This is a genomic window from Ramlibacter sp. PS4R-6 (genome assembly GCF_037572775.1).
GTDB lineage: Bacteria > Pseudomonadota > Gammaproteobacteria > Burkholderiales > Burkholderiaceae_C > Ramlibacter.
The window spans coordinates 182888-202965 of record NZ_JBBHKA010000001.1 but is presented as its reverse complement, the minus strand read 5'-3'; the positions used below and the strand labels follow the sequence as shown (position 1 = coordinate 202965).

At 68.1% G+C, this 20078-nt stretch carries 23 protein-coding genes; 12 read left to right on the top strand and 11 right to left on the bottom strand.

All coding sequences use genetic code 11. The features are described 5' to 3' along the window. Position 1: 1 nt before the first annotated feature. The 4 genes from WG903_RS01000 to WG903_RS00985 are packed head-to-tail and all read right to left on the bottom strand — an operon-like array spanning position 2 to position 2862. Complete coding sequence (locus tag WG903_RS01000; protein ID WP_340072319.1) at positions 2 to 1192, bottom strand: vWA domain-containing protein; 1191 nt, start codon at positions 1190 to 1192, stop codon at positions 2 to 4. Between the two features lie 4 nt (positions 1193 to 1196). Continuing rightward, entirely contained in the window at positions 1197 to 1793 is a 597-nt protein-coding gene (locus WG903_RS00995; RefSeq protein WP_340072318.1) for a GNAT family N-acetyltransferase, read from the bottom strand. Then, positions 1790 to 2020, bottom strand: a complete 231-nt coding sequence (locus WG903_RS00990) for a hypothetical protein (protein WP_340072317.1) — start codon at positions 2018 to 2020, stop codon at positions 1790 to 1792. The genes WG903_RS00995 and WG903_RS00990 overlap by 4 nt, the downstream gene beginning before the upstream one ends. Next, positions 2020 to 2862, bottom strand: coding sequence for an AAA family ATPase (locus tag WG903_RS00985; protein WP_340072316.1), 843 nt, complete (start codon positions 2860 to 2862; stop codon positions 2020 to 2022). The genes WG903_RS00990 and WG903_RS00985 overlap by 1 nt, the downstream gene beginning before the upstream one ends. Before the next feature lie 94 nt (positions 2863 to 2956). On the opposite strand from WG903_RS00985, the gene WG903_RS00980 reads away from it, so the two are divergent. Further along, positions 2957 to 3658: a c-type cytochrome gene (locus WG903_RS00980; RefSeq protein ID WP_340072315.1), complete on the top strand. Its 702-nt coding sequence runs from the start codon at positions 2957 to 2959 to the stop codon at positions 3656 to 3658. Between the two features lie 65 nt (positions 3659 to 3723). On the opposite strand, the gene WG903_RS00975 is transcribed toward WG903_RS00980, so the two are convergent. Next, positions 3724 to 4158 (bottom strand): DUF1841 family protein, encoded by a 435-nt coding sequence (locus WG903_RS00975; protein ID WP_340072314.1) that lies wholly within the window; start codon positions 4156 to 4158, stop codon positions 3724 to 3726. Between the two features lie 67 nt (positions 4159 to 4225). Between WG903_RS00975 and pcaF the strand changes: the two genes are divergently transcribed. Then, positions 4226 to 5431 (top strand): 3-oxoadipyl-CoA thiolase, encoded by a 1206-nt coding sequence (gene pcaF / locus WG903_RS00970; protein ID WP_340072313.1) that lies wholly within the window; start codon positions 4226 to 4228, stop codon positions 5429 to 5431. Next, positions 5428 to 6183, top strand: coding sequence for a sulfite exporter TauE/SafE family protein (locus WG903_RS00965; protein ID WP_340072311.1), 756 nt, complete (start codon positions 5428 to 5430; stop codon positions 6181 to 6183). Before pcaF ends, WG903_RS00965 begins: the two co-directional genes overlap by 4 nt. Here WG903_RS00965 and WG903_RS00960 read toward each other — a convergent pair. The 4 genes from WG903_RS00960 to kefF form a co-directional block, all read right to left on the bottom strand. After that, a complete protein-coding gene (locus tag WG903_RS00960) occupies positions 6177 to 6770 on the bottom strand; it encodes a PAS domain S-box protein (RefSeq protein WP_340072310.1) in 594 nt (197 codons plus the stop codon). The genes WG903_RS00965 and WG903_RS00960 overlap by 7 nt on opposite strands. A 46-nt stretch (positions 6771 to 6816) precedes the next feature. Beyond that, on the bottom strand, positions 6817 to 9987 hold the full coding sequence (locus tag WG903_RS00955) for a PAS domain-containing hybrid sensor histidine kinase/response regulator (protein WP_340072309.1): 3171 nt from the start codon (positions 9985 to 9987) through the stop codon (positions 6817 to 6819). A gap of 94 nt (positions 9988 to 10081) precedes the next feature. Then, complete coding sequence (gene kefC, locus WG903_RS00950) at positions 10082 to 11908, bottom strand: glutathione-regulated potassium-efflux system protein KefC (protein WP_340072308.1); 1827 nt, start codon at positions 11906 to 11908, stop codon at positions 10082 to 10084. Beyond that, positions 11905 to 12522, bottom strand: a complete 618-nt coding sequence (gene kefF / locus WG903_RS00945) for a glutathione-regulated potassium-efflux system oxidoreductase KefF (RefSeq protein ID WP_340072306.1) — start codon at positions 12520 to 12522, stop codon at positions 11905 to 11907. Before kefF ends, kefC begins: the two co-directional genes overlap by 4 nt. Positions 12523 to 12554: 32 nt before the next feature. Here kefF and WG903_RS00940 point away from each other — a divergent pair, with 32 nt between their 5' ends. Further along, a complete protein-coding gene (locus WG903_RS00940) occupies positions 12555 to 13172 on the top strand; it encodes a ParA family protein (RefSeq protein ID WP_340072305.1) in 618 nt (205 codons plus the stop codon). Positions 13173 to 13201: 29 nt separating this feature from the next. Beyond that, positions 13202 to 13660 (top strand): MaoC family dehydratase, encoded by a 459-nt coding sequence (locus WG903_RS00935; protein WP_340072304.1) that lies wholly within the window; start codon positions 13202 to 13204, stop codon positions 13658 to 13660. Here WG903_RS00935 and trmL read toward each other — a convergent pair. Both trmL and WG903_RS00925 read right to left on the bottom strand, forming a co-directional pair. Next, positions 13641 to 14114 (bottom strand): tRNA (uridine(34)/cytosine(34)/5-carboxymethylaminomethyluridine(34)-2'-O)-methyltransferase TrmL, encoded by a 474-nt coding sequence (gene trmL, locus WG903_RS00930; RefSeq protein ID WP_340072303.1) that lies wholly within the window; start codon positions 14112 to 14114, stop codon positions 13641 to 13643. The two genes, WG903_RS00935 and trmL, sit on opposite strands and share 20 nt — an antisense overlap. Positions 14115 to 14117: 3 nt before the next feature. Continuing rightward, a complete protein-coding gene (locus WG903_RS00925; protein WP_340072302.1) occupies positions 14118 to 14825 on the bottom strand; it encodes a ComF family protein in 708 nt (235 codons plus the stop codon). Between the two features lie 26 nt (positions 14826 to 14851). Here WG903_RS00925 and WG903_RS00920 point away from each other — a divergent pair, with 26 nt between their 5' ends. From WG903_RS00920 to WG903_RS00890, 7 genes are all read left to right on the top strand, one after another. Continuing rightward, positions 14852 to 15739 (top strand): biotin synthase, encoded by an 888-nt coding sequence (locus WG903_RS00920; protein ID WP_340072301.1) that lies wholly within the window; start codon positions 14852 to 14854, stop codon positions 15737 to 15739. 88 nt (positions 15740 to 15827) lie between these two features. After that, a complete protein-coding gene (locus WG903_RS00915; RefSeq protein ID WP_340072300.1) occupies positions 15828 to 16304 on the top strand; it encodes a DUF2244 domain-containing protein in 477 nt (158 codons plus the stop codon). A 43-nt stretch (positions 16305 to 16347) separates the two neighbouring features. Next, positions 16348 to 17505 (top strand): cytochrome c oxidase subunit II, encoded by a 1158-nt coding sequence (gene coxB, locus WG903_RS00910; RefSeq protein WP_340072299.1) that lies wholly within the window; start codon positions 16348 to 16350, stop codon positions 17503 to 17505. A gap of 30 nt (positions 17506 to 17535) precedes the next feature. Beyond that, entirely contained in the window at positions 17536 to 19173 is a 1638-nt protein-coding gene (gene ctaD, locus WG903_RS00905) for a cytochrome c oxidase subunit I (protein ID WP_340072298.1), read from the top strand. After that, positions 19170 to 19280 (top strand): cytochrome oxidase small assembly protein, encoded by a 111-nt coding sequence (locus WG903_RS00900; RefSeq protein WP_340072297.1) that lies wholly within the window; start codon positions 19170 to 19172, stop codon positions 19278 to 19280. The genes ctaD and WG903_RS00900 overlap by 4 nt, the downstream gene beginning before the upstream one ends. Next, complete coding sequence (locus WG903_RS00895) at positions 19280 to 19867, top strand: cytochrome c oxidase assembly protein (RefSeq protein ID WP_340072296.1); 588 nt, start codon at positions 19280 to 19282, stop codon at positions 19865 to 19867. The genes WG903_RS00900 and WG903_RS00895 overlap by 1 nt, the downstream gene beginning before the upstream one ends. Continuing rightward, positions 19864 to 20046, top strand: coding sequence for a DUF2970 domain-containing protein (locus tag WG903_RS00890; protein ID WP_340072295.1), 183 nt, complete (start codon positions 19864 to 19866; stop codon positions 20044 to 20046). Before WG903_RS00895 ends, WG903_RS00890 begins: the two co-directional genes overlap by 4 nt. Positions 20047 to 20078: the final 32 nt, after the last annotated feature.

Sequence of the window (20078 nt, the reverse complement as noted above, 5' to 3'; positions counted from 1 at the left end):
GCTACTTGGACAGCAGGCGCATCGCCTCTTCCAGCCCCTTGATCGTCAGCGGGTACATGCGCTGGTTCACCAGCTGCTGGATCACGCTGATCGACTGGCGGTACTGCCACACGCCTTGCGGCTCGGGGTTGATCCACACGAACTTCGGGAAGGCGTTCGTCAGGCGCTGCATCCATTCCGCGCCGGCTTCCTCGTTGTTGTATTCCACGCTGCCGCCGGGCTGCAGGATCTCGTAGGGGCTCATCGTGGCGTCGCCGACGAAGATGAGTTTGTAGTCCTTGTTGTACTTGCGGATGATGTCCCACGTGGGGAACTTCTCCGAGAAGCGGCGGCGGTTGTTCTTCCACATGAAGTCGTAGACGCAGTTGTGGAAGTAATAGAACTCCAGGTGCTTGAACTCCGCCTTGGCCGCCGAGAACATCTCCTCGACGCGGTGGATGTGCTCGTCCATCGTGCCGCCCACGTCCATGAGCAGCAGCACCTTCACGTTGTTGTGGCGCTCGGGCACCATCTTGATGTCCAGCCAGCCCGCGTTGGCGGCGGTGGACTTGATGGTGTCGTCCAGGTCCAGTTCCTCTTCGGCGCCCTCGCGCGCGAACTTGCGCAGGCGGCGCAGCGCGACCTTGATGTTGCGCGTGCCCAGCTCCTGCGAGTCGTCGTAGTCCTTGTAGGCGCGCTGGTCCCACACCTTCACGGCGCTCTTGTTGCGGCCCTTGTCCTGGCCGATGCGGATGCCCTGCGGGTTGAAGCCGTAGGCGCCGAAGGGTGAGGTGCCGCCCGTGCCGATCATGCGGTTGCCGCCTTCGTGCCGGTCCTTCTGCTCCTCGAAGCGCTTCTTCAGCGTCTCCATGAGCTCGTCCCAGCCCATGGCCTCGATCTTGGCCTTCTCCTCGGGCGACAGCTCCAGCTCAAGGTTCTTGCGCAGCCACTCCAGCGGGATGTCCTTGGTGAAATCGGCCACCAGCTCCACGCCCTTGAAGTACGCCGCGAACGCACGGTCGAACTTGTCGTAGTGCTTCTCGTCCTTCACCAGCGACGTGCGGGCGAGGTAGTAGAAGTCGTCGATCGCGTAGCCGTCCTCGCTTTCGGGACCGACCACGCCGTGCTTCAGCGCGTCCAGGAGGGTGAGGTACTCCTTGACGGAGACCGGCAGCTTCGCGCTGCGCAGCGTGTAGAAGAAGTCGATCAGCATGGCGTCACTCCCGCGGCTTCGAGAGCAGGTACTGCAGCTGGGCCTTCACCTCGGGCCACTCGCCCGCGGCCAGGCTGTACATCACCGTATCACGAACCGTGCCGTCGCGGCGCAGCCCGTGGTGCCGCAGCACGCCGTCCTTGCGCGCGCCCAGGCGCTCGATCGCCTTCTGGCTGGCGTGGTTGTAGTTGTCGGTGCGCCAGCCGACGAGCTTCGCGCCGAGCGTCTCGAAGGCGTGCGTCATCAGCAGCAGCTTGCACGTCGTGTTGACGTGCGTGCGCTGCCAGCTCCTGCCGTACCAGGTGTAGCCGATCTCCAGCCGCTCCACCGCCGGCACGATGTCGTGGTAGCGCGTGCTGCCGATCACCTTGCCGCTGCCCAGGTCGCGCACGACGAAGGGCAGCATGTGGCCGTCGGCGTAGCCCTTGAGCGCGGTGTCGACGTACGCCGTCTCCTCGCCCGGCGCCGGCACCGAGGTCACGCGGATGTTCCAGAGCTCGCCGTCGCGCGCGGCCGACGCGATGTCGGCGGCATGGTCGCGCGTCATCGGCTCCAGCCGCACGCGGCCGGATTCGAGCGTGACGGGCTCGTGCTTCTTCATGCTTCTTCCTTGCGCTGCGAACGGCGCCAGGTGCGGGCCACCCGCAGGCCGAGGCCGCCGCCGATGCCGCACAGCACGATGCCGGCAATCGCGCGGGGACCGAACCCTGGCTCGAAGATGCTCCAGCCGAGCAGCTGCCCGATGCCGAAACCGAGCACGCCGCCCAGCACGAAGCCGACGGCGTCCGAGACGCCTTCGACCAGAGCGTCGCGGAAGGCCGTGTCCATCAGCGGTTGTGCTTCTGCATGAACACGAGCTTCTCGAACAGCGTCACGTCCTGTTCGTTCTTCAGCAGCGCGCCCACCAGCGGCGGCACGGCCACCTTGTCGTCCTTGCTTTGCAGCGCGGCCGGCGGGATGTCCTCGGCCACCAGCAGCTTGAGCCAGTCGAGCAGTTCGCTGGTCGAGGGCTTCTTCTTCAGGCCCGGCAGGTTGCGCACGTCGTAGAAGGTCTTCATCGCCGCCGTGAGCAGGTCCTTCTTGAGCGTCGGGAAGTGCACGTCCACGATCTGCTTCATCGTGTCGGCGTCGGGGAACTTGATGTAGTGGAAGAAGCAGCGGCGCAGGAACGCGTCGGGCAGCTCCTTCTCGTTGTTCGACGTGATGAACACGAGCGGCCGGTGCTTGGCCTTCACGAGCTCCCGCGTCTCGTACACGTAGAACTCCATGCGGTCGAGCTCGCGCAGCAGGTCGTTGGGGAACTCGATGTCGGCCTTGTCGATCTCGTCGATCAGGAGCGCCACCGGCTGGTCCGCCGTGAAGGCCTGCCACAGCACGCCCTTGACGATGTAGTTGTGGATGTCCTTGACCTTTTCGTCGCCCAGCTGCGAATCGCGCAGGCGGCTGACGGCGTCGTACTCGTACAGGCCCTGCTGCGCCTTGGTGGTGGACTTGATGTGCCACTGCAGCAGCGGCATCTTCAGCGCCGTCGCCACTTCCTCGGCCAGCATGGTCTTGCCGGTGCCCGGCTCGCCCTTGACCAGCAGCGGCCGCTTGAGCGTGATGGACGCGTTGACCGCGAGCATCAAATCCTGCGTCGCGACGTAGTTCTGGGAGCCTTGGAACTTCATGGGTGCTGTGCCGGAAAAGCGGCGGGATGGCCGCCGATATAATCGATCGTTTGGAGGGACGGGTCGTCCCCTCGCATCGGATTCTGCCCCCAAAATGAAGAACCTGTTCTCCACGCTCTTCGCCGTCGCTGTCGCTTGCGCGACGGCCCCTGTGCTGGCCCAGGCGCCCGCTGCCGCCCCCAAGGCCGCTGCGTCGGCCGCCCAGCCGGGCCCCGTCTCCAAGTCGGTCGAGGCCCGCGTCGCCATGTGCATGGGATGCCACAGCATCAAGGGCTACCAGGCCAGCTTTCCCGAGGTGCACAAGGTGCCGATGATCGCGGGCCAGAGCGCCAAGTACATCGTCGCGGCCCTCAACGGCTACAAGAACGGCGACCGCAAGCACCCCACGATGCGCGCCATCGCCGGTTCGCTGTCCGACCAGGACATCGCCGACGTCGCCGACTACTACGCCAAGCTGGGTGGCGACGCCAAGGCGCCCGCGCAGCCCTCGAAGCAGCCGGACGCGCAAGTCGCCGCGCTGCTGCAGAAGGCCGCTTGCGCGTCGTGCCACGGCGCCAACTTCTCGCTGCCCATCGACGTCTACCCGAAGATCGCCGGCCAGCACGCCGATTACCTGTTCGTCGCCCTGAAGGCCTACAAGCAGGAGAACAACCAGGCGGTGGGCCGCAGCAACGGCGTGATGGGCGCCATCGCCAAGCAGTTCAGCCACGCGGAACTCAAGGCGCTGGCGAATTACATGGGTTCACTGGATGGCGACCTGAAGACGGTTCCGGAATCGCGCTTCCATACTCATTAGGCCCTTCGGGTCTACGTTCAACAAGGCCCGCTCAAGCGGGCCTTGTTCTTTGTGGACTGACTCCGTCAGTCCTTGGTGGCTCGCTTCTGCACGCACTCCACGTAGGCGTCCCCATCCGGCGGTCGCCCGCTGCGCTGGCTTTCCCACAGCATCTGCCCCAGGCACTCCATCGCCTCGTGGTGCGCATCGTGCAGCGAGTTGCGCCTCGCCGCGAGCAGTTCCACCGCCTGCCGGATGCCGCGCGGCTGGTCGATGGAGCATTGCTCGCTGATCGACAGGTGCATCGCCAGGTGCAGGAAGGGGTTGGCGCGCCCGTCGCTGCCGTCATGCTGCGCGGCCAGCGCCGCCTGCTCGTCGGCGAGGTCGCCCGCGTACTCGGGGTGCTCGCCCACCCATTGCCCGGCCAGCGTCTCCAGCGCATCCATGGGGTGGCCGGCCCGCGACTTGGCCGCGACACCGCAGAAGAAGCGGCGCACGTCCTGCTGGGAAGGGTTGAACATGCAGGCAGCGTAGCACGGGCCTAAACTTGCGCCGTTGGCCCATGTGCAACACGAACAGGAGATTCCGATGACCCGCCATGCCTTCATCTGCGATGCGATCCGCACGCCTTTCGGCCGCTACGGCGGCGCCTTGTCTTCGGTGCGCACCGACGACCTCGCCGCGATCCCCCTGAAGGCGCTGATGCAGCGCAACCCCAAGGTCGACTGGCAGGCCGTCACCGACGTGATCTACGGCTGCGCGAACCAGGCCGGCGAGGACAACCGCAACGTCGCGCACATGGCGACGCTGCTCGCGGGCCTGCCGGTGGAAGTGCCCGGCGCGACCATCAACCGCCTGTGCGGCTCGGGCCTCGACGCGGTCGGCACCGCGGCGCGCGCCATCAAGGCCGGTGAAGCCACGCTCATGATCGCCGGCGGCGTCGAGAGCATGAGCCGTGCGCCCTTCGTCATGCCCAAGGCCGACAGCGCCTTCTCGCGGACCAACGCCGTCTACGACACCACCATCGGCTGGCGCTTCGTCAACAAGCTGATGAAGGAACAGTACGGCGTCGACTCCATGCCCGAGACGGCGGAGAACGTCGCCACCGACTACAAGGTTTCGCGGGACGCGCAGGACCGCATGGCACTCGCTTCGCAGACGAAGGCGGTGGCCGCGCAGAAGGCCGGCTTCTTCGCCGGCGAGATCACGCCCGTCACCATCCCGCAGAAAAAGGGCGAGGCCGTCGTCGTCGACAGGGACGAACACCCGCGCGAGACCAGCCTCGAGGCGCTGGCCCGGCTGAAGGGCGTGGTGCGTCCCGACGGCACCGTGACGGCGGGCAATGCCAGCGGCGTCAACGACGGTGCGTGCGCGCTCGTCATCGCCGACGAAGCCACGGCATCGCGCCACGGCCTCACGCCGCGCGCTCGCATCGTGGGCATGGCCACGGCCGGCGTGCCGCCGCGCATCATGGGCATCGGCCCCGCGCCGGCGACGCAGAAGGTGCTGGCGCTGGCGGGCATCCAGCTCGAACAGCTCGATGTCATCGAGCTGAACGAGGCCTTCGCCGCGCAAGGCCTCGCGGTGCTGCGCCTGCTCGGGCTGCAGGACGACGACCCGCGCGTGAACCCCAACGGCGGCGCCATCGCCCTGGGCCACCCGTTGGGCGCATCGGGCGCGCGGCTTGCCACCACCGCGGTCAGCCAGTTGCACCGCACGGGCGGGCGCTACGCGCTGTGCACCATGTGCATCGGCGTGGGGCAGGGCATCGCCGTCGTCCTCGAGCGCGTTTGAACCTCCCGCTCATCACCGACCCGTGGTTCTACGCCGCGGCGGTGCCCGCCGTGCTGCTCATGGGCATCAGCAAGAGCGGCTTCGGGTCCGGCTTCGGCTCGCTCGCGGTGCCGATGATGGCGCTGGCCATTCCCGTGCCGCAGGCCGCCGCGATCTTCATGCCCATCCTGTTCGCGATGGACCTGATGGGCATCGCGGCTTTCCGCCGCCACTTCGACTGGGCCTTGATCCGCTTCCTCGTGCCGCTCGGGCTGGCCGGCAGCCTGATCGGCGCCTTGTCGTTCCGCTACCTCGATGCGAAGACGGTGGCGGGCATCGTCGGCGTCTTCACGCTGCTGTTCCTCGCGCAGCGCCTCGCGTTCCCGCCCAAGCCCGACAGCCCGCACCCGCCGAAATGGGCCGGCGCGCTGCTGACCGTCACGTCGGGCTTCACGAGTTTCATCGCGCATGCCGGCGGGCCGCCCGTCAACGCCTACATCATCCCGATGCGGCTCGCACCGATCACCTTCACGGCGACCATGGCGGCGTTCTTCTTCACCGTGAACCTGAGCAAGTGGGTCCCGTACGCGTGGCTCGGATTGCTCGACGCGCGCAACATGGCGACCTCGCTGGCGCTGCTGCCGCTCGCGCCCTTCGGCGTGTGGGCCGGCGTGCGCCTGGCGCACCGCATCCGCCCGCAGCTGTTCTACCGCCTGGTCTACGCGGGGATGTTCCTCACTGGCGTCAAGCTGGTGTGGGACGCGTTTCAGTAGGTCGTCGCGCGGGCCTCGGCCACACGCTCGGGGTCTTCCGACTCCAGCAGCGTGACGATGCGATCCAGACGTGCCTTGTCGGTGACGTCGCGAAAGCTGGTGACGCTGCCGACCCGGCGCCCGCGCACGCGCTGCGGCATCACGTGGCATTCGAGGATGCGGCCGTCGGTCAGCTCGACCAGGTCGCAGCGCTCCTCGTCGGGGCGTGCGCGCCGGGCCTGCGAGATCTCCAGGAACAGCTCCGGGTCCTTCACCTGCGCCATCTGCAGGGCGAGCAGCGCGGCCTCGTTCAGGCACGACGCCCTGTCTTCCGCGATGCCCCACATGTCGACGAAGCGCGAGTTGAAATGCATCGCGCGGCCGAAGTAGCCCATCGCCAGGATGCCGTCCTGCGAGGCGTCCAGCGTGGCCAGCAGCAGGTCGAGGGCCGCGCGGGCCTCGATCAGCTCCTGGGTGCGCGCTTCCAGCGAGCGCGTCACCGAATGCAGCTTCTGCTGCGAGGCGCCGAGCTGGCGCTGCACCTGCGCGACTTCCTGGGCCAGCCGGTTGACCAGCCCGTTGTATTCGAGTTCCTTGGTTTCGCTCATGGGGTGATCAGACCATCTCGCGGTGCGATGCAGTTAAGCCGATTGCCTAAACAGGTTGAGCCGACAGCTGCGCGTCCAGGGCGTCCAGCAGCGGCAGCACCGCGGCGTCCAGTGCGTCCAGGAGCACGCCGGTATCGGCGGGACGGTGGCGCAAGGCCTGTTCGAGCTGCTCCGCCTGGTCCTGCACCAGCGTCGCGCCCACATTGCCCGCGACCGCCTTGGCCGTGTGCGCCAGCCGTTCCGCGGTGGCGGTGTCGCCGGCGGCCAGGGCGTCGCGCAGCTCGCGCATCGCTTCGCGCTGGCCGCTGGCATAGCGCTTCAGCATCGCCAGGTACAGCGGCTTCTTGTTCATCATGCGCTTGAGGCCCAACGCGGTGTCGAGGCCCGCGATGCCGCGGGGAATGCCGTCGGCTGCCGCGGCACCCGTGGGCGCGGCGGCCGGCACCGCGGCGACGCGGCGCGGGCGGATCCAGCGCAGCAGGATGTTCCACATGTCCTCGGGGTCGATCGGCTTGACCAGGAAGTCGTTCATGCCGGCGTCGAGGCACTTGCGCCGGTCGTGCTCCATCGCGTTGGCCGTCATCGCCACCACGGGCAATGCGTCGAAGTGCTTGAAGGCGCGGATCTGGTGCGTGGCCGTCACGCCGTCCATCACGGGCATCTGCATGTCCATGAAGACCAGGTCGTACTTCGCCGCCTCCAGCCGCTCCAGGGCCACCTGGCCGTTGTCGGCGACGTCGACCACGAGGCCGGCGTCCTCCAGCAGTTCGCGCGCCACCTGCTGGTTGATGTCGTTGTCTTCCACCAGCAGGATGCGCGCGCCGCGGATGGCGGCGAGGCGCTCCCCGGGCTCGGCACGCCCGGGCTCCGTGGGCGCGGCGCGCGCAGCGCGCGAGCCCAGCGCGCCCACCGTCGTGTCGAACAGGATCGACGGGCTGACCGGCTTGACCAGCACGCTCTGGATGCCCACGCCGTGCGCCTCCTTGAGCACCTCCTCGCGCCCGAAGGCGGTCACCATCAGGATCATCGGCGCGGCTTCGAGCCCCAAGGCGCGGATGCGGCGCGCCGTCTCCATGCCGTCCATGCCGGGCATGCGCCAGTCCAGGTACACGACGTCGTAGGGGTTGCCCGCAAGGTACGCGCTGCGCACTTCCTCGATCGCCGCGGGGCCGGAGCGCACGCCGCGCGTGACGAAGGTCATGCCTTCGAGCATCTCGGTGATGACCGCGCGGGCGTGGTCGTTGTCGTCGACGACCAGGGCCCGGCGGCCGCGCAGGTCGGGGTTGGGAACGAAGTCGCGCCGGGTCGAAGCGCCGATCCCCAGGCGCGCGCTGAACCAGAAGGTGCTGCCCTTGCCGGGCTCGCTCTCCACGCCCACTTCGCCGCCCATCAGCTCGGCGAGCTTGCGCGAGATCGCCAGGCCCAGGCCCGTGCCGCCGAAGCGGCGCGTCGTCGACGTGTCGGCCTGCGAGAAACTCCTGAACAGGCGCTCGATCTGCTCCGGGCTCAGGCCGATGCCCGTGTCCTGCACACGGAAGTGGAGCAGGACGTCGCGCTCGGTGCGCTCGCTCGCACGCACCGAGATCATGACCTCGCCCTTCTCGGTGAACTTCACCGCGTTGTTCGCGTAGTTCAGGAGGATCTGGCCCAGGCGCAGCGAGTCGCCCACCAGGTTGGCGGGAACGTCGGGTGCGATGTCGATCACGACCTCGAGCCCCTTGGCGCTGGCCTTGTCGCCCACCAGGCCGCTCGTGGTGTCCAGCAGCTTCTCCAGCTCGAAGTCGGCGTGCTCCAGGTCCAGCTTGCCGGCCTCCACCTTCGAGAAGTCCAGGATGTCGTTGATGATGCCCAGCAGGTGCTGGCCGGAGCTCTGCACCTTGGCGATGTAGTCGCGCTGGCGCGGCGTCAGGTCGGTCTTCAGCACCAGGTGCGACAGGCCGATGATGGCGTTCATGGGCGTGCGGATCTCGTGGCTCATGTTGGCCAGGAAGTCGGACTTCATGCGCGTGGCTTCCTCGGCCAGCTCCTTGGCGCGGCGCGTGTCCTCTTCCTGCTTCATGCGCACGGTGATGTCGCGGCTGATGCCCAGCACGCCGCGCGCCTTGCCGTCTTCATCCCACAGCGGCCACACGTGCGTGTCCAGGCGCACCTGCTCGCCGGTGGGGTAGGTCACCCAGCATTCCGACTTCTGCTCGCGCAGGCTGGCCAGGCAGCGCGCGTCGCGCTCGGCCATCATGGCCGCGAGCTCCGGGGGGAAGACGTCTTCGTACGTGAGGCCGACGACCTCCTGCGGCGGCCTGCCGGCCAGCACGCCGAACGCGGTGTTGCACCCCAGGTAGCGGCCGTCCATGTCCTGGTAGAAGATCAGGTCGGAGATGGAGTTGACCAGCGAATCGAGCGTCGCCTCGTGGCGTTTCTTCTCCTGCTCGGCGCGCCTCAGCTCGGTGATGTCCTTGATGCTGACGATCAGCATGCCGCGGTCGCCCTGCTGCGTGAGGAAGATCGTGAGCTTGACGTCGCGCAGCGTGCCGTCCTTGCGGCGGTGCTGGCTGACGATGGTGCTGCGCTTGCCTTCGCGCGCCAGCTCCTCGACCAGGCGCATGGCCTTCTCCTGGTCCGAGTAGAGCGGGTCGATGTCGGCCACCTTCAGGCCGATCAGCTCCTCGGCCGGGTAGCCGAAGTGCGAGCACGCGCCCGGGTTGGCGTAGGCGATCCGCTGCGTGTCCGGGTCCACCCACACCATCGGCGCGGAGTTTTCCAGCACGAGCTGGTTGAACAGCATGTCCTGTTCGTGGCGCATGCGCTCGGTGACGTCGCGGAAGATGATCACGCAGCCGACGCAGCGGCCGTGCACGCGCTGCGGCAACACGTGGCGCTCCAGCACCCGGCCGTCGAGCAGCTCCACGGTGGAAAAATCCTCCTCCTCCGGGTTGGCGCGGCGCCGCGCGATCGCGTCCAGCCACTGCTGCGGGTCCTTCACGCGCGACAGCTGCCACTCCACCAGCTGGTGGTCGCCCAGGTCGCCCAGCTTGTCCTCGGGGATGCCCCACAGCTCCACGAAGCGGATGTTGTAGTACAGGCCGCCGTCGAACTGCAGCGTGAGGATGCCGTCGTTGGTGGCGTCCAGCGTCGAAACCAGCTGCTCGTGCGAGGCGCGCAGGCGCGCGAGCTCCTCGCGCATCTGGGCCAGCTGGATTTCGGCGGGGGCACGGTCCATGGGTTCCTCTCCTTGGGGACTCCATGAGACACCGGCGCGGCCGCCGGGGGTTAGGCAAATTGCGTAGGGGGCCTAGGGCGTTTCGCCCCGGGGCTTACCAGTTGGGGCGCTCCGTGGACTCCTGGCGGCGCTTGTCCTGCTCGGCCCGCTCCTGCGCCATCTGCTCCTCGAACTGCCGGCGGCCCTCCTTGACCACCGAGATCAGCTTGCTGCGGTTCTGGTAGTGCGGGTACATCTGCTCGAACAGCTGCAGGTTGTGGCGGCGGAAGCGCATGGCCTGGCGGCGGGCCTCGCCGGCCGTGTGCCCGAGCAGCTCCAGCACCGTGCGGCCGCTGCGCAGGCTGGACTCGAACACCTCGCGCTCCACCCGCAGCACGTTGCGGTCGCGCAGCTTGTTCCAGTGCGTGACGTCGCGCGCGCGGGCGACGATCTGCAGGTGCGGGAAGTGCTCGTGCGCCAGGTCGACGATGGCCAGCGACTGGTCGACGTCGTCGACCGCGACCACGAGGATCTTCGCCGTGCCCGCACCCGCCGTTCGCAACAAGTCCAGGCGCGTGGCGTCGCCGTAGAACACCTGGTAGCCGAAGGCGCGCGCGGCCTCGATCATGTCGGCGTCGTGGTCCAGCACGGTCGACGCGAAACCTTCGGCGGTGAGCAGGCGGCCGATGATCTGGCCGTAGCGGCCGAAGCCCGCGATGACCACCGGCGCGTCCTGCTGCTCGCTGATCTCGTCGAGCTTCGGCACGTTGCAATTGGCCCAGCGCGGCAGCAGCCACTTGTCGATGGCGATCAGCAGCACGGGGCTGAGCAGCATGGACACCGCGACCGCGCCGATCAGGAGCGAGGCCGTCTGCGCGTCCATCACCGTGTTGCCCGCGGCGGCCTGGAACACCACGAAAGCGAACTCGCCGCCTTGCGCCAGCAACAGCGTGAACACGGGCCGCTCCATCGTCGGGATGCGCATCGCGCGCGCCAGCGGGTAGATGACCGCGGCCTTCACCGCCATGAAGCCGAGCACGATGCCGGCCATCACGAGCGGCGAGCGCGCCAGCACGCCGAAGTCGATGCTCATGCCCACCGCGATGAAGAACAGGCCGAGCAGCAGGCCCTTGAAGGGCTCGATGTCCGTCTCCAGCTCGCGGCGGAATTCGCTTTCGGCCAGCAGCACGCCGGCGAGGAAGGCGCCCAGCGCCATCGACAGGCCCGCCAGCTGGCACAGCGCGGCGATGGCGACGACCACTAGCAGCGAGGCGGCCGTGAAGATCTCGGGCGTGCCGCTGCGCGCGATCCACGACAGCAGCGGCCGCAGCGCGAGCCGCCCGCCCAGCACGATGACGGCCACGACGCCGACGATGCGCAGGCCTTCGATCCAGCGGCCGTCGCTGTCGGTCCCGGCCACGCCGCCCAGCAGCGGCAGCAGCGCCAGGATGGGGATCGCGGCGACGTCCTGGAACAGCAGGATGGAAAAGCCCGCCTGGCCGCTGGAGGTGGGCAGCAGGTTGCGCTCGCCCATCACCTGCAGCGCGATGGCGGTGGAAGAAAGCGCCAGGCCCAGCGCCGCGACGATCGCGATGCGCCAGGGCACGCCCGCCAGCATGGCGGCAGCGCAAATGAGGGCCGCGCACCCGAGCACCTGCGCCGAGCCCCAGCCGAAGATCGGGCGGCGCAGGTTCCACAGGCGCCGCGGCTCCAGCTCCAGGCCGACGAGGAACAGCATGAGCACCACGCCGAACTCGGCGAAATGCAGGATGTCGGGCGCGTTGGTGACGAGGCCCAGGCCCCAGGGGCCGATCGCGATGCCGGCGGCGAGGTAGCCGATGATCGAACCCAGGCCCAGCGCGCGCGCGAGCGGCACGGCGAACACCGCCGCCGCGAGGTAGACGAGGGAGCCGGACAGCCAGCCGGGCAGGTGTTCGGTCATTGGTGCGGCCTGTCGTCGGCGGGCACGTCGCACGCGGGGCACATGGGCAGGTCCTCGATCTCCGGCCAGTCGGGATAGGAGCCCAGGCGCTCGCGGAACACGGCCACGTGCTGCTCGACCTGTTCTTCGCTCGCGCGCCGCACGCCGTGCATGACCAGCGGCGGCAGGAAGCGCATGCCGCACAGCGTCGCGGTCTGCTCGTAAGGCGGCATGAAGGCGTCGAAGAAGTAGCGGTTGTAGCCGGTGGGGTGGTAGGCCGACTCGGGGCCGCCGGTCGTCGCGGCCAGCCACAGGTCCTTGCCTTGCAGCGCGGTGCCATCGTGCCCGTACGCCCAGCCGTAGGCGAGCACCTCGTCCAGCCACAGCTTCTGCAGGGGCGGCATGGAGTACCACTGGATCGGGTGCAGCAGCACGAGCAGGTCCGCGGCGGCGCAGGCCTGCTGCTCCACGGCGGCATCGACGTCGAAATCCGGGTACAGCGCGTAGAGGTCGCGCACCTGGACTCCCGGCACCGAGCGAGCGGCCTCGACGAGGCGCCGGTTCACCCGCGACTCGCGCCAGTTGGGGTGGGCCGCGAGGACCAGCACCCGGGATTTCGGAGCTTGCTCATCCATACCGGTAACATACCGCAGAGGAGGGGTCCATCATGCCTGTGGTCGTGGTTGCGAATCCGAAGGGCGGCGTCGGCAAGTCGACGCTGGCCACCAACATCGCGGGGTACTTCGCGAGCAAGGGCCGAACGGTCATGCTGGGCGACGCCGACCGGCAACAGTCCTCGCGGCTGTGGCTGGGCCTGAGGCCTCCCGCGGCGCGCGGCATCGCGGGCTGGGACGTCGGCGCCGACAAGATCGCCAAGCCGCCGAAAGGCACCACCCACGTGGTCCTGGACACGCCGGCCGGCATCCACGGCAAGGAATTGAAGCAGGTGGTGGAGATCGCGGACAAGGTGGTCGTGCCCTTGCAGCCCAGCATCTTCGACATTTACGCGACGCGCCACTTCCTCGACGAGCTCGCCCAGCTGAAGAAGGCCGCGCACAAGCAGGTGGGCATCGTCGGCATGCGCGTGGACCCGCGCACCATCGCCGCGGACAAGCTGCACGAGTTCGTCGACAGCCTGAAGCTGCCGGTCATCGGCTATTTGCGCAGCACGCAGAACTACATCCACCTGGCGGCGCGCGGCCTGACGGTCTTCGACGTCGCCCCGGGCCGCGTCGAGCGCGACCTGGAGCAATGGCAAGGCATCTGTCGCTGGCTCGACACCTGATCCATGCGCCGCGGCGCTAAAGTGGGCGCATGAAACGCACGTTCCAGACGCTCCAGGAAGTCGCGCAGCACGTCGGCCAGGAAGTCGCGGTGAGCGACTGGGTGACCATCACGCAGGAGCAGGTCAACCTGTTCGCGCAGGCCACCGGGGACCACCAGTGGATCCACGTCGACGTGGAGCGCGCCAAGACGGGGCCGTTCGGCGCGCCCATCGCCCATGGTTTCCTCACGCTGTCGCTGCTGCCCAAATTGATCGAAAGCTCGCTGCAGGTGCGCGATTCGAAGATGGGCGTGAACTACGGGCTGAACAAGGTGCGCTTCACCGCGCCCGTGCCGGTGGGCAGCCGACTGCGCTCGCGCACGAAGCTGCTCGAGGCCAAGCCGATCGAGAACGGCGGCTACCAGTTCACCTGGAACGTGACCATCGAGCGCGAAGGCAGCGACAAGCCGGCTTGCGTCGCCGAGTCGATCAACCGCCGCTATCCCTGAAGCCGTTCTGGCGCCAGGCCTCGAACACCGTCACCGCGACGGCGTTCGAGAGGTTCAGGCTGCGCTGGTTGGCTCGCATCGCGAGCTTCAGGCGCTGTTCCTCGGGGAAGGAATCGCGCACGTCCGCAGGCAGGCCCGCGGATTCCGAGCCGAACACCAGCCAGTCGCCCGGACGGAACTGCGTGTCGTGCACGAAGCGCATCCCGCGCGTGGTCAGCGCGAAGAGGCGCCCGCGGTCGGGCCGCGCCTCAGCGAGGAACGCCTCCCAACCCGCGTGCCGCTTCACCTCCGCGTACTCGTGGTAGTCCAGGCCCGCGCGCTTCATCAACTTGTCCTCCATCGAGAAGCCGAGCGGCTCCACGAGGTGCAACGTGCAGCCGGTATTGGCGGCCAGTCGGATGACGTTGCCGGTGTTGGGCGGGATCTCCGGGTGGACCAGGACGATGTGGAACACGCGTCAGGCCCCCGGTTCGTCGGTGCGCGCGAACACGATGCCGGTGACCTGTGCCGCGCCGGCATCGCGCAGCGCCTGCGCCGCCGCGAACATCGAGGCGCCGCTGGTCATCACGTCGTCGACGATGGCGACCCGCTTGCCCCGCACATCGCCGGCGCGCAAGGGATCGACCGCGAACGCGCCCTTCACGTTGGCGATGCGCGCCTGGCGGTCCAGCGCCGATTGCGCCGCGGTCGCGCGGATGCGCAGCAGCAGGCCGGCGTTGGTGCGCGCCAGGGCCAGCGCCTTGGCCAGTTCCAGCGACTGGTTGAAGCCGCGTTCGGCCAGGCGCGCGCGCGACAGGGGCATGGGCACGACGGCCTGCGCGGCCTCCAGCGCGGGCTCGACCCACGGCGCGCTGCGCATCAGCAGCGCGAAGCTGCGCGCCCAGCCGGCTTGGCCGTTGAACTTGAACTGCGCCACCAGCGACGACCACGGGTAGTCGTACGCCACGGCGGCGTGGCAGGCATCGAGCGGCGGCGGCGCCCCCAGGCAGGCGCCGCATTCGCGCACGCCGGGCGGCACGGGCAGGGCGCAGCGAAGGCAGCGCGTGCGCGGCTGCGCGAAGCGCTCCACACAGCGCTCGCACAGCGCCTGTGCCGGCCAGGCGCGGCACACCGCGCACTGGGCGGGCAGCGCGCGTTCCGCACGGGTGAGCAGGCGCTGGAACATCGCGGGTCAATATACTCGCGAGCCCCATGGCCGACGCGAAGCCGCCCACCATAGCCCCCGCCGCCGCCGCGCGCTGGCAACACGCCGCACCGGCGCGTCCGCCGTGGCTGCACGAGGAAGTGGGGCGGCGCATGGCCGAGCGGCTGGAATGGATCCGCCTCGCGCCGCAAGCCTGGGCCGACTGGGAGCCGGTGCGCGGCGGCATCGAGGCCCACCGCGCCGTCGCAGCCCGCTACCCGAAGGCGCAGCGCTGGGTCGCCGAGCACGAGGCTCGGCGGGCCGACGTGGCGCGGAAGGCACTGGCAAACCCATGGTGGAAGATCAACGCGGCACCGGTCCATCACGGCGACGCACCGGAGGGCGGCGTGCAGATGCTGTGGGCCAACATGGCGCTGCACATGGCCGCCGACCCGCAGGCGCTGATCGCGCAGTGGCACCGGGCGCTGGCCACCGACGGCTTCCTGATGTTCTCCTGCTTCGGCCCGGACACCTTGCGCGAGCTGCGCACGCTGTACGCGGCGCAGGGCTGGCCGCCGCCGGCGCACGAATTCACCGACATGCACGACTGGGGCGACATGCTGGTGCACTGCGGCTTCGCCGAGCCCGTGATGGACATGGAGCGCATCACGCTCACCTGGCCCACCCCTGAGCGCATGCTGACCGAGCTGCGCGAGCTGGGCGCCAACCTGCATCGTTCGCGTTTCCAGGCCTTGCGGGGCCGGGGTTGGCGCCAGCGGCTGCACGACGAGGCCGCGCGCTCGCTGCGAGGGCCCGAAGGAGGGCTGGCGCTCACCTTCGAGATCGTCTACGGCCATGCGCTCAAGCCCGCGCCGCGCATGCGCATGGCCGACCAGAGCGCCATTTCCGTCAAGGACATGCAAGCCTTGCTGCGATCGGGCCGCAAGCCGGGCTGAATGCCCCGCCGCCGCAGGGAAATGCCCCTTTCGCTGCCGCTACAATGGCTGGTTGATTTCCGACCCCCGCCACTGACCAACCTTACCCGTGCCGAAACCGGTCTTTCGTTTCGCCACCGTGCAGGGCCAGGCTGTGTACTGGTTCCTCAAGCGCAACTGCTCGGTGACCCCGCAGCAGCTGGGCTGGCTCTATGCATCGCTGTGCGTGCTGTCGCTGGGCATCGCGGGCATGTTCTGGGCCATGGGCGCCGTGCTGGTGATGCCCTTTGCCTGGCTGGAGCTGGCGGCGGTGGGCCTGGCGTTCCTCGCGTATGCGCGGCACGCCACCGACGGGGAGAAGATTTCGCTGAAGGGCCGCCAGCTGGTGGTCGAGTTCGAGAGCGCCGGGCACCTGCAGCGCGCGGAATTCAACCGCGACTGGGTGCGCGTGGAGCCGGTGGCCGACGACCGCTCGCTGATCGAGCTGTCGGGCCAGGGGCGGCGCGTGAACGTGGGGCGCTTCGTGCGCCCCGAGCTGCGGCCGGTGCTGGCGCAGGAGATCCGCAGGGCCTTGCGGGAAGCCTGAGGGCGCGGACAAGAAAACGAATCGAAAGCAAACGACCACAACCATGAAGAGCATTTCCACCAAGCTGGCCCTGCTGATGCTGGCCGCGGGCATCGTTCCCGCGGCGCATGCCGTCAACGACCTGCCCGGCGGCCCCGCGGTGCGCCAGCTGAACCTGCATGCGGCCGCGACGCGCATCGCCGTCGAGCAGGCCTGGCTCCACTGGTTCATGCTGATCGCCTGCACGGTGATCTTCATCGCGGTGTTCTCGGTGATGTTCTATTCCATCTGGAAGCACCGCAAGTCGGTGGGCCACCCGGCCGCCAACTTCCACGAGTCGGTGACGGTCGAAGTGATCTGGACCATCATCCCGTTCCTGATCGTGATCGGCATGGCGCTGCCCGCCACCAAGGTGCTGGTCGCGTCCAAGGACACCAGCAACGCCGACCTCACCATCAAGGCCACGGGCTACCAGTGGAAGTGGGGCTACGACTACCTCAAGGGCGAGGGCGAGGGCCTGTCGTTCCTGTCCACGCTGGACGCCACGCACCGCGAGATCTCCAACGACGGCGCCAAGGGCGACGTGCCGGACAACTACCTGCTCAAGGTCGACAACCCGCTGGTGGTGCCGGTGAACAAGAAGGTCCGCATCATCACCACCGCCAACGACGTGATCCACGCGTGGGGCATCCCGGCCTTCGGCGTCAAGCAGGACGCTATCCCCGGCTTCGTGCGCGACACCTGGTTCCGCAGCGAGAAGACCGGCGACTTCTACGGCCAGTGCTACGAGCTGTGCGGCAAGGAGCACGCCTACATGCCGATCCACGTGAAGGTGCTGTCGGCGGCCGACTACACCGCGTGGGTGGCCGGCGAACAGAAGAAGGTGGCCGCCAAGGCCGACGACCCGAACAAGGTCTGGACCCTGGCCGACATCACGGCCCGCGGCGAGAAGGTCTACAACGCCAACTGCGCGGCCTGCCACCAGCCCAACGGCAAGGGCGTCGCCGCCTTCCCGGCGCTGGACGGCTCGGCCCTCGTGAAGGACGCCGACAAGGCCAAGCAGCTGCACGTCGTGCTCAACGGCCGCAACGCCATGCCGGCGTGGAAGCAGCTGTCGGACACCGACATCGCCGCCGTCGTCACGTACACCAAGAACAGCTGGTCCAACAAGACCGGCCAGCTGGTGCAGCCGTCGGAAGTGCTCGCGCAGCGCGGCAAGTAAACACGGGCAGAGGAACAAGAGGATCACAAGATGAGCGCAGTTCTGGACCACCACGATCACGCCCACGACGAGCACCACGACCACCACGCGCCCACGGGCTGGCGGCGCTGGGTGTTCGCCACGAACCACAAGGACATCGGCACGCTGTACCTGCTGTTCGCCTTCACCATGCTGATGGTGGGCGGCGTGCTGGCGCTCCTGATCCGCGCCGAGCTGTTCCAGCCCGGCCTGCAGCTGGTCAACCCCGAGCTGTTCAACCAGCTCACCACCATGCACGGCCTGATCATGGTGTTCGGCGCGATCATGCCGGCCTTCGTGGGCTTCGCGAACTGGATGGTGCCGCTGCAGATCGGCGCGCCCGACATGGCCTTCGCGCGCATGAACAACTTCAGCTTCTGGCTGGTGATCCCCGCGGGCATCATGCTGGTGGGCTCGTTCTTCATGCCCGGCGGCGCCCCCGCGGCCGGCTGGACGATCTACGCGCCGCTCACGCTGCAGATGGGCCCGTCGATGGATGCGGCGATCTTCGCGCTGCACGTGCTGGGCGCCAGCTCGATCATGGGCTCGATCAACATCATCGTCACCATCCTGAACATGCGCGCGCCCGGCATGACGCTGATGAAGATGCCGATGTTCTGCTGGACGTGGCTCATCACCGCCTACCTGCTGATCGCCGTGATGCCGGTGCTCGCCGGCGCCATCACGATGACGCTGACCGACCGCCACTTCGGCACGACGTTCTTCAACCCCGCCGGCGGCGGCGACCCGGTGATGTACCAGCACATCTTCTGGTTCTTCGGCCACCCCGAGGTCTACATCATGATCTTGCCGGCCTTCGGCATCATCAGCCAGGTCGTGCCCGCGTTCTCGCGCAAGCGCCTGTTCGGCTACGCGTCGATGGTGTACGCCACGTCTTCCATCGCGATCCTGTCGTTCATCGTGTGGGCGCACCACATGTTCACGACCGGCATGCCGGTGACGGGCCAGCTGTTCTTCATGTACGCCACGATGCTGATCGCGGTGCCTACGGCGGTGAAGATCTTCAACTGGATCGCCACCATGTGGCAGGGCTCGATGACCTTCGAGACGCCCATGCTGTTCGCGGTGGGCTTCATCTTCGTGTTCACGATGGGCGGTTTCACGGGGCTGATCCTCGCGATGGCGCCGATCGACCTGCTGCTGCAGGACACCTACTACGTGGTGGCGCACTTCCACTACGTGCTGGTGGCGGGCTCGCTGTACGCCATGTTCGCCGGCTTCTACTACTGGGCGCCCAAGTGGACGGGCGTGATGTACAACGAGACGGCCGGCAAGATCCACTTCTGGTGGTCGCTGATCGCGTTCAACGTCACCTTCTTCCCGATGCACTTCCTGGGCCTGGCCGGCATGCCGCGCCGCTACGCCGACTACCCGATGCAGTTCGCCGACTTCAACATGTGGGCGTCCATCGGTGCCTTCGGCTTCGGCCTGGCGCAGGTGTACTTCTTCTTCGCCGTGGTGCTGCCGGTGATGCGCGGCAAGGGCCAGCCGGCCGGCCAGCGCCCCTGGAACGACCCGGACGGCGCGGGCGCCGAAGGCCTGGAGTGGGAAGTGCCGTCGCCGGCGCCCTTCCACACCTTCGAGACGCCGCCGCGCCTGAACGCCGCCGCCACCAAGGTGATCGGATGACACCCGACCAGAAGAAGTCGAACCTGCGGCTGGCGCTGATCCTGGCGTCGATCGCGGGCGTCTTCTTCATCGGCTTCGTCGCCAAGATGTTCCTGCTGGGTCGCTGATGGCCGCCGACAACGCGAAGATGTTCAAGAAACTGGCGGTGGTCGCCGCCGGCATGTTCGCGTTCGGCTACGCGCTGGTGCCCATCTACAAGCACATCTGCGAGGTGACGGGCATCAACATCCTGGCGCTGGGCGAGAAGGAAGTGCCCGGCACCTCGCGCGCACAGCCCAATTCGCAGGTCGACACCACGCGCACGATCACGGTGGAGTTCGACGCCAACGCGCGCGGCCCCTGGGAGTTCAAGCCCGCGCAGCGCTCGGTGCAGGTGCACCCGGGCGAGCTCGCCACGGTGATGTACGAGTTCCGCAACGTGCAGAACCGCCGCATGTCGGCGCAGGCCATCCCCAGCTACGCGCCGCACCAGGCCGCGAGCCACTTCAACAAGGTCGAGTGCTTCTGCTTCAAGCAGTACACGCTGGAGCCGGGTGAATCGAAGCAGTGGCCGGTGGCGTTCGTCATCGACCCCAAGCTGTCGAAGGACGTCACCACCATCACGCTGTCGTACACCTTCTTCGAGGTGGGCAGCCAGGTGCCCCCCGCGCCGCAAGGCGCCTCGCTGGTCACTGGGGGTGGCCGTGCGTCATGAACGTGCCGCAGACGATCAAGGCGGTGCTGTGGTCCTTCATCGGCATCCGCAAGCGCTCGGAGCTGGAGCAGGACATGGCCGGGCGGCTGAACCCCTTCGCGGTGATCGCGGTGGCGTTCGTGCTGGTGGCGCTGTTCGTGGCGGGCCTGGTGACGCTGGTGCACTGGGTCGCGAAATAACGCAAGAGATTTGAAGAAAACAAGAGAGTCGA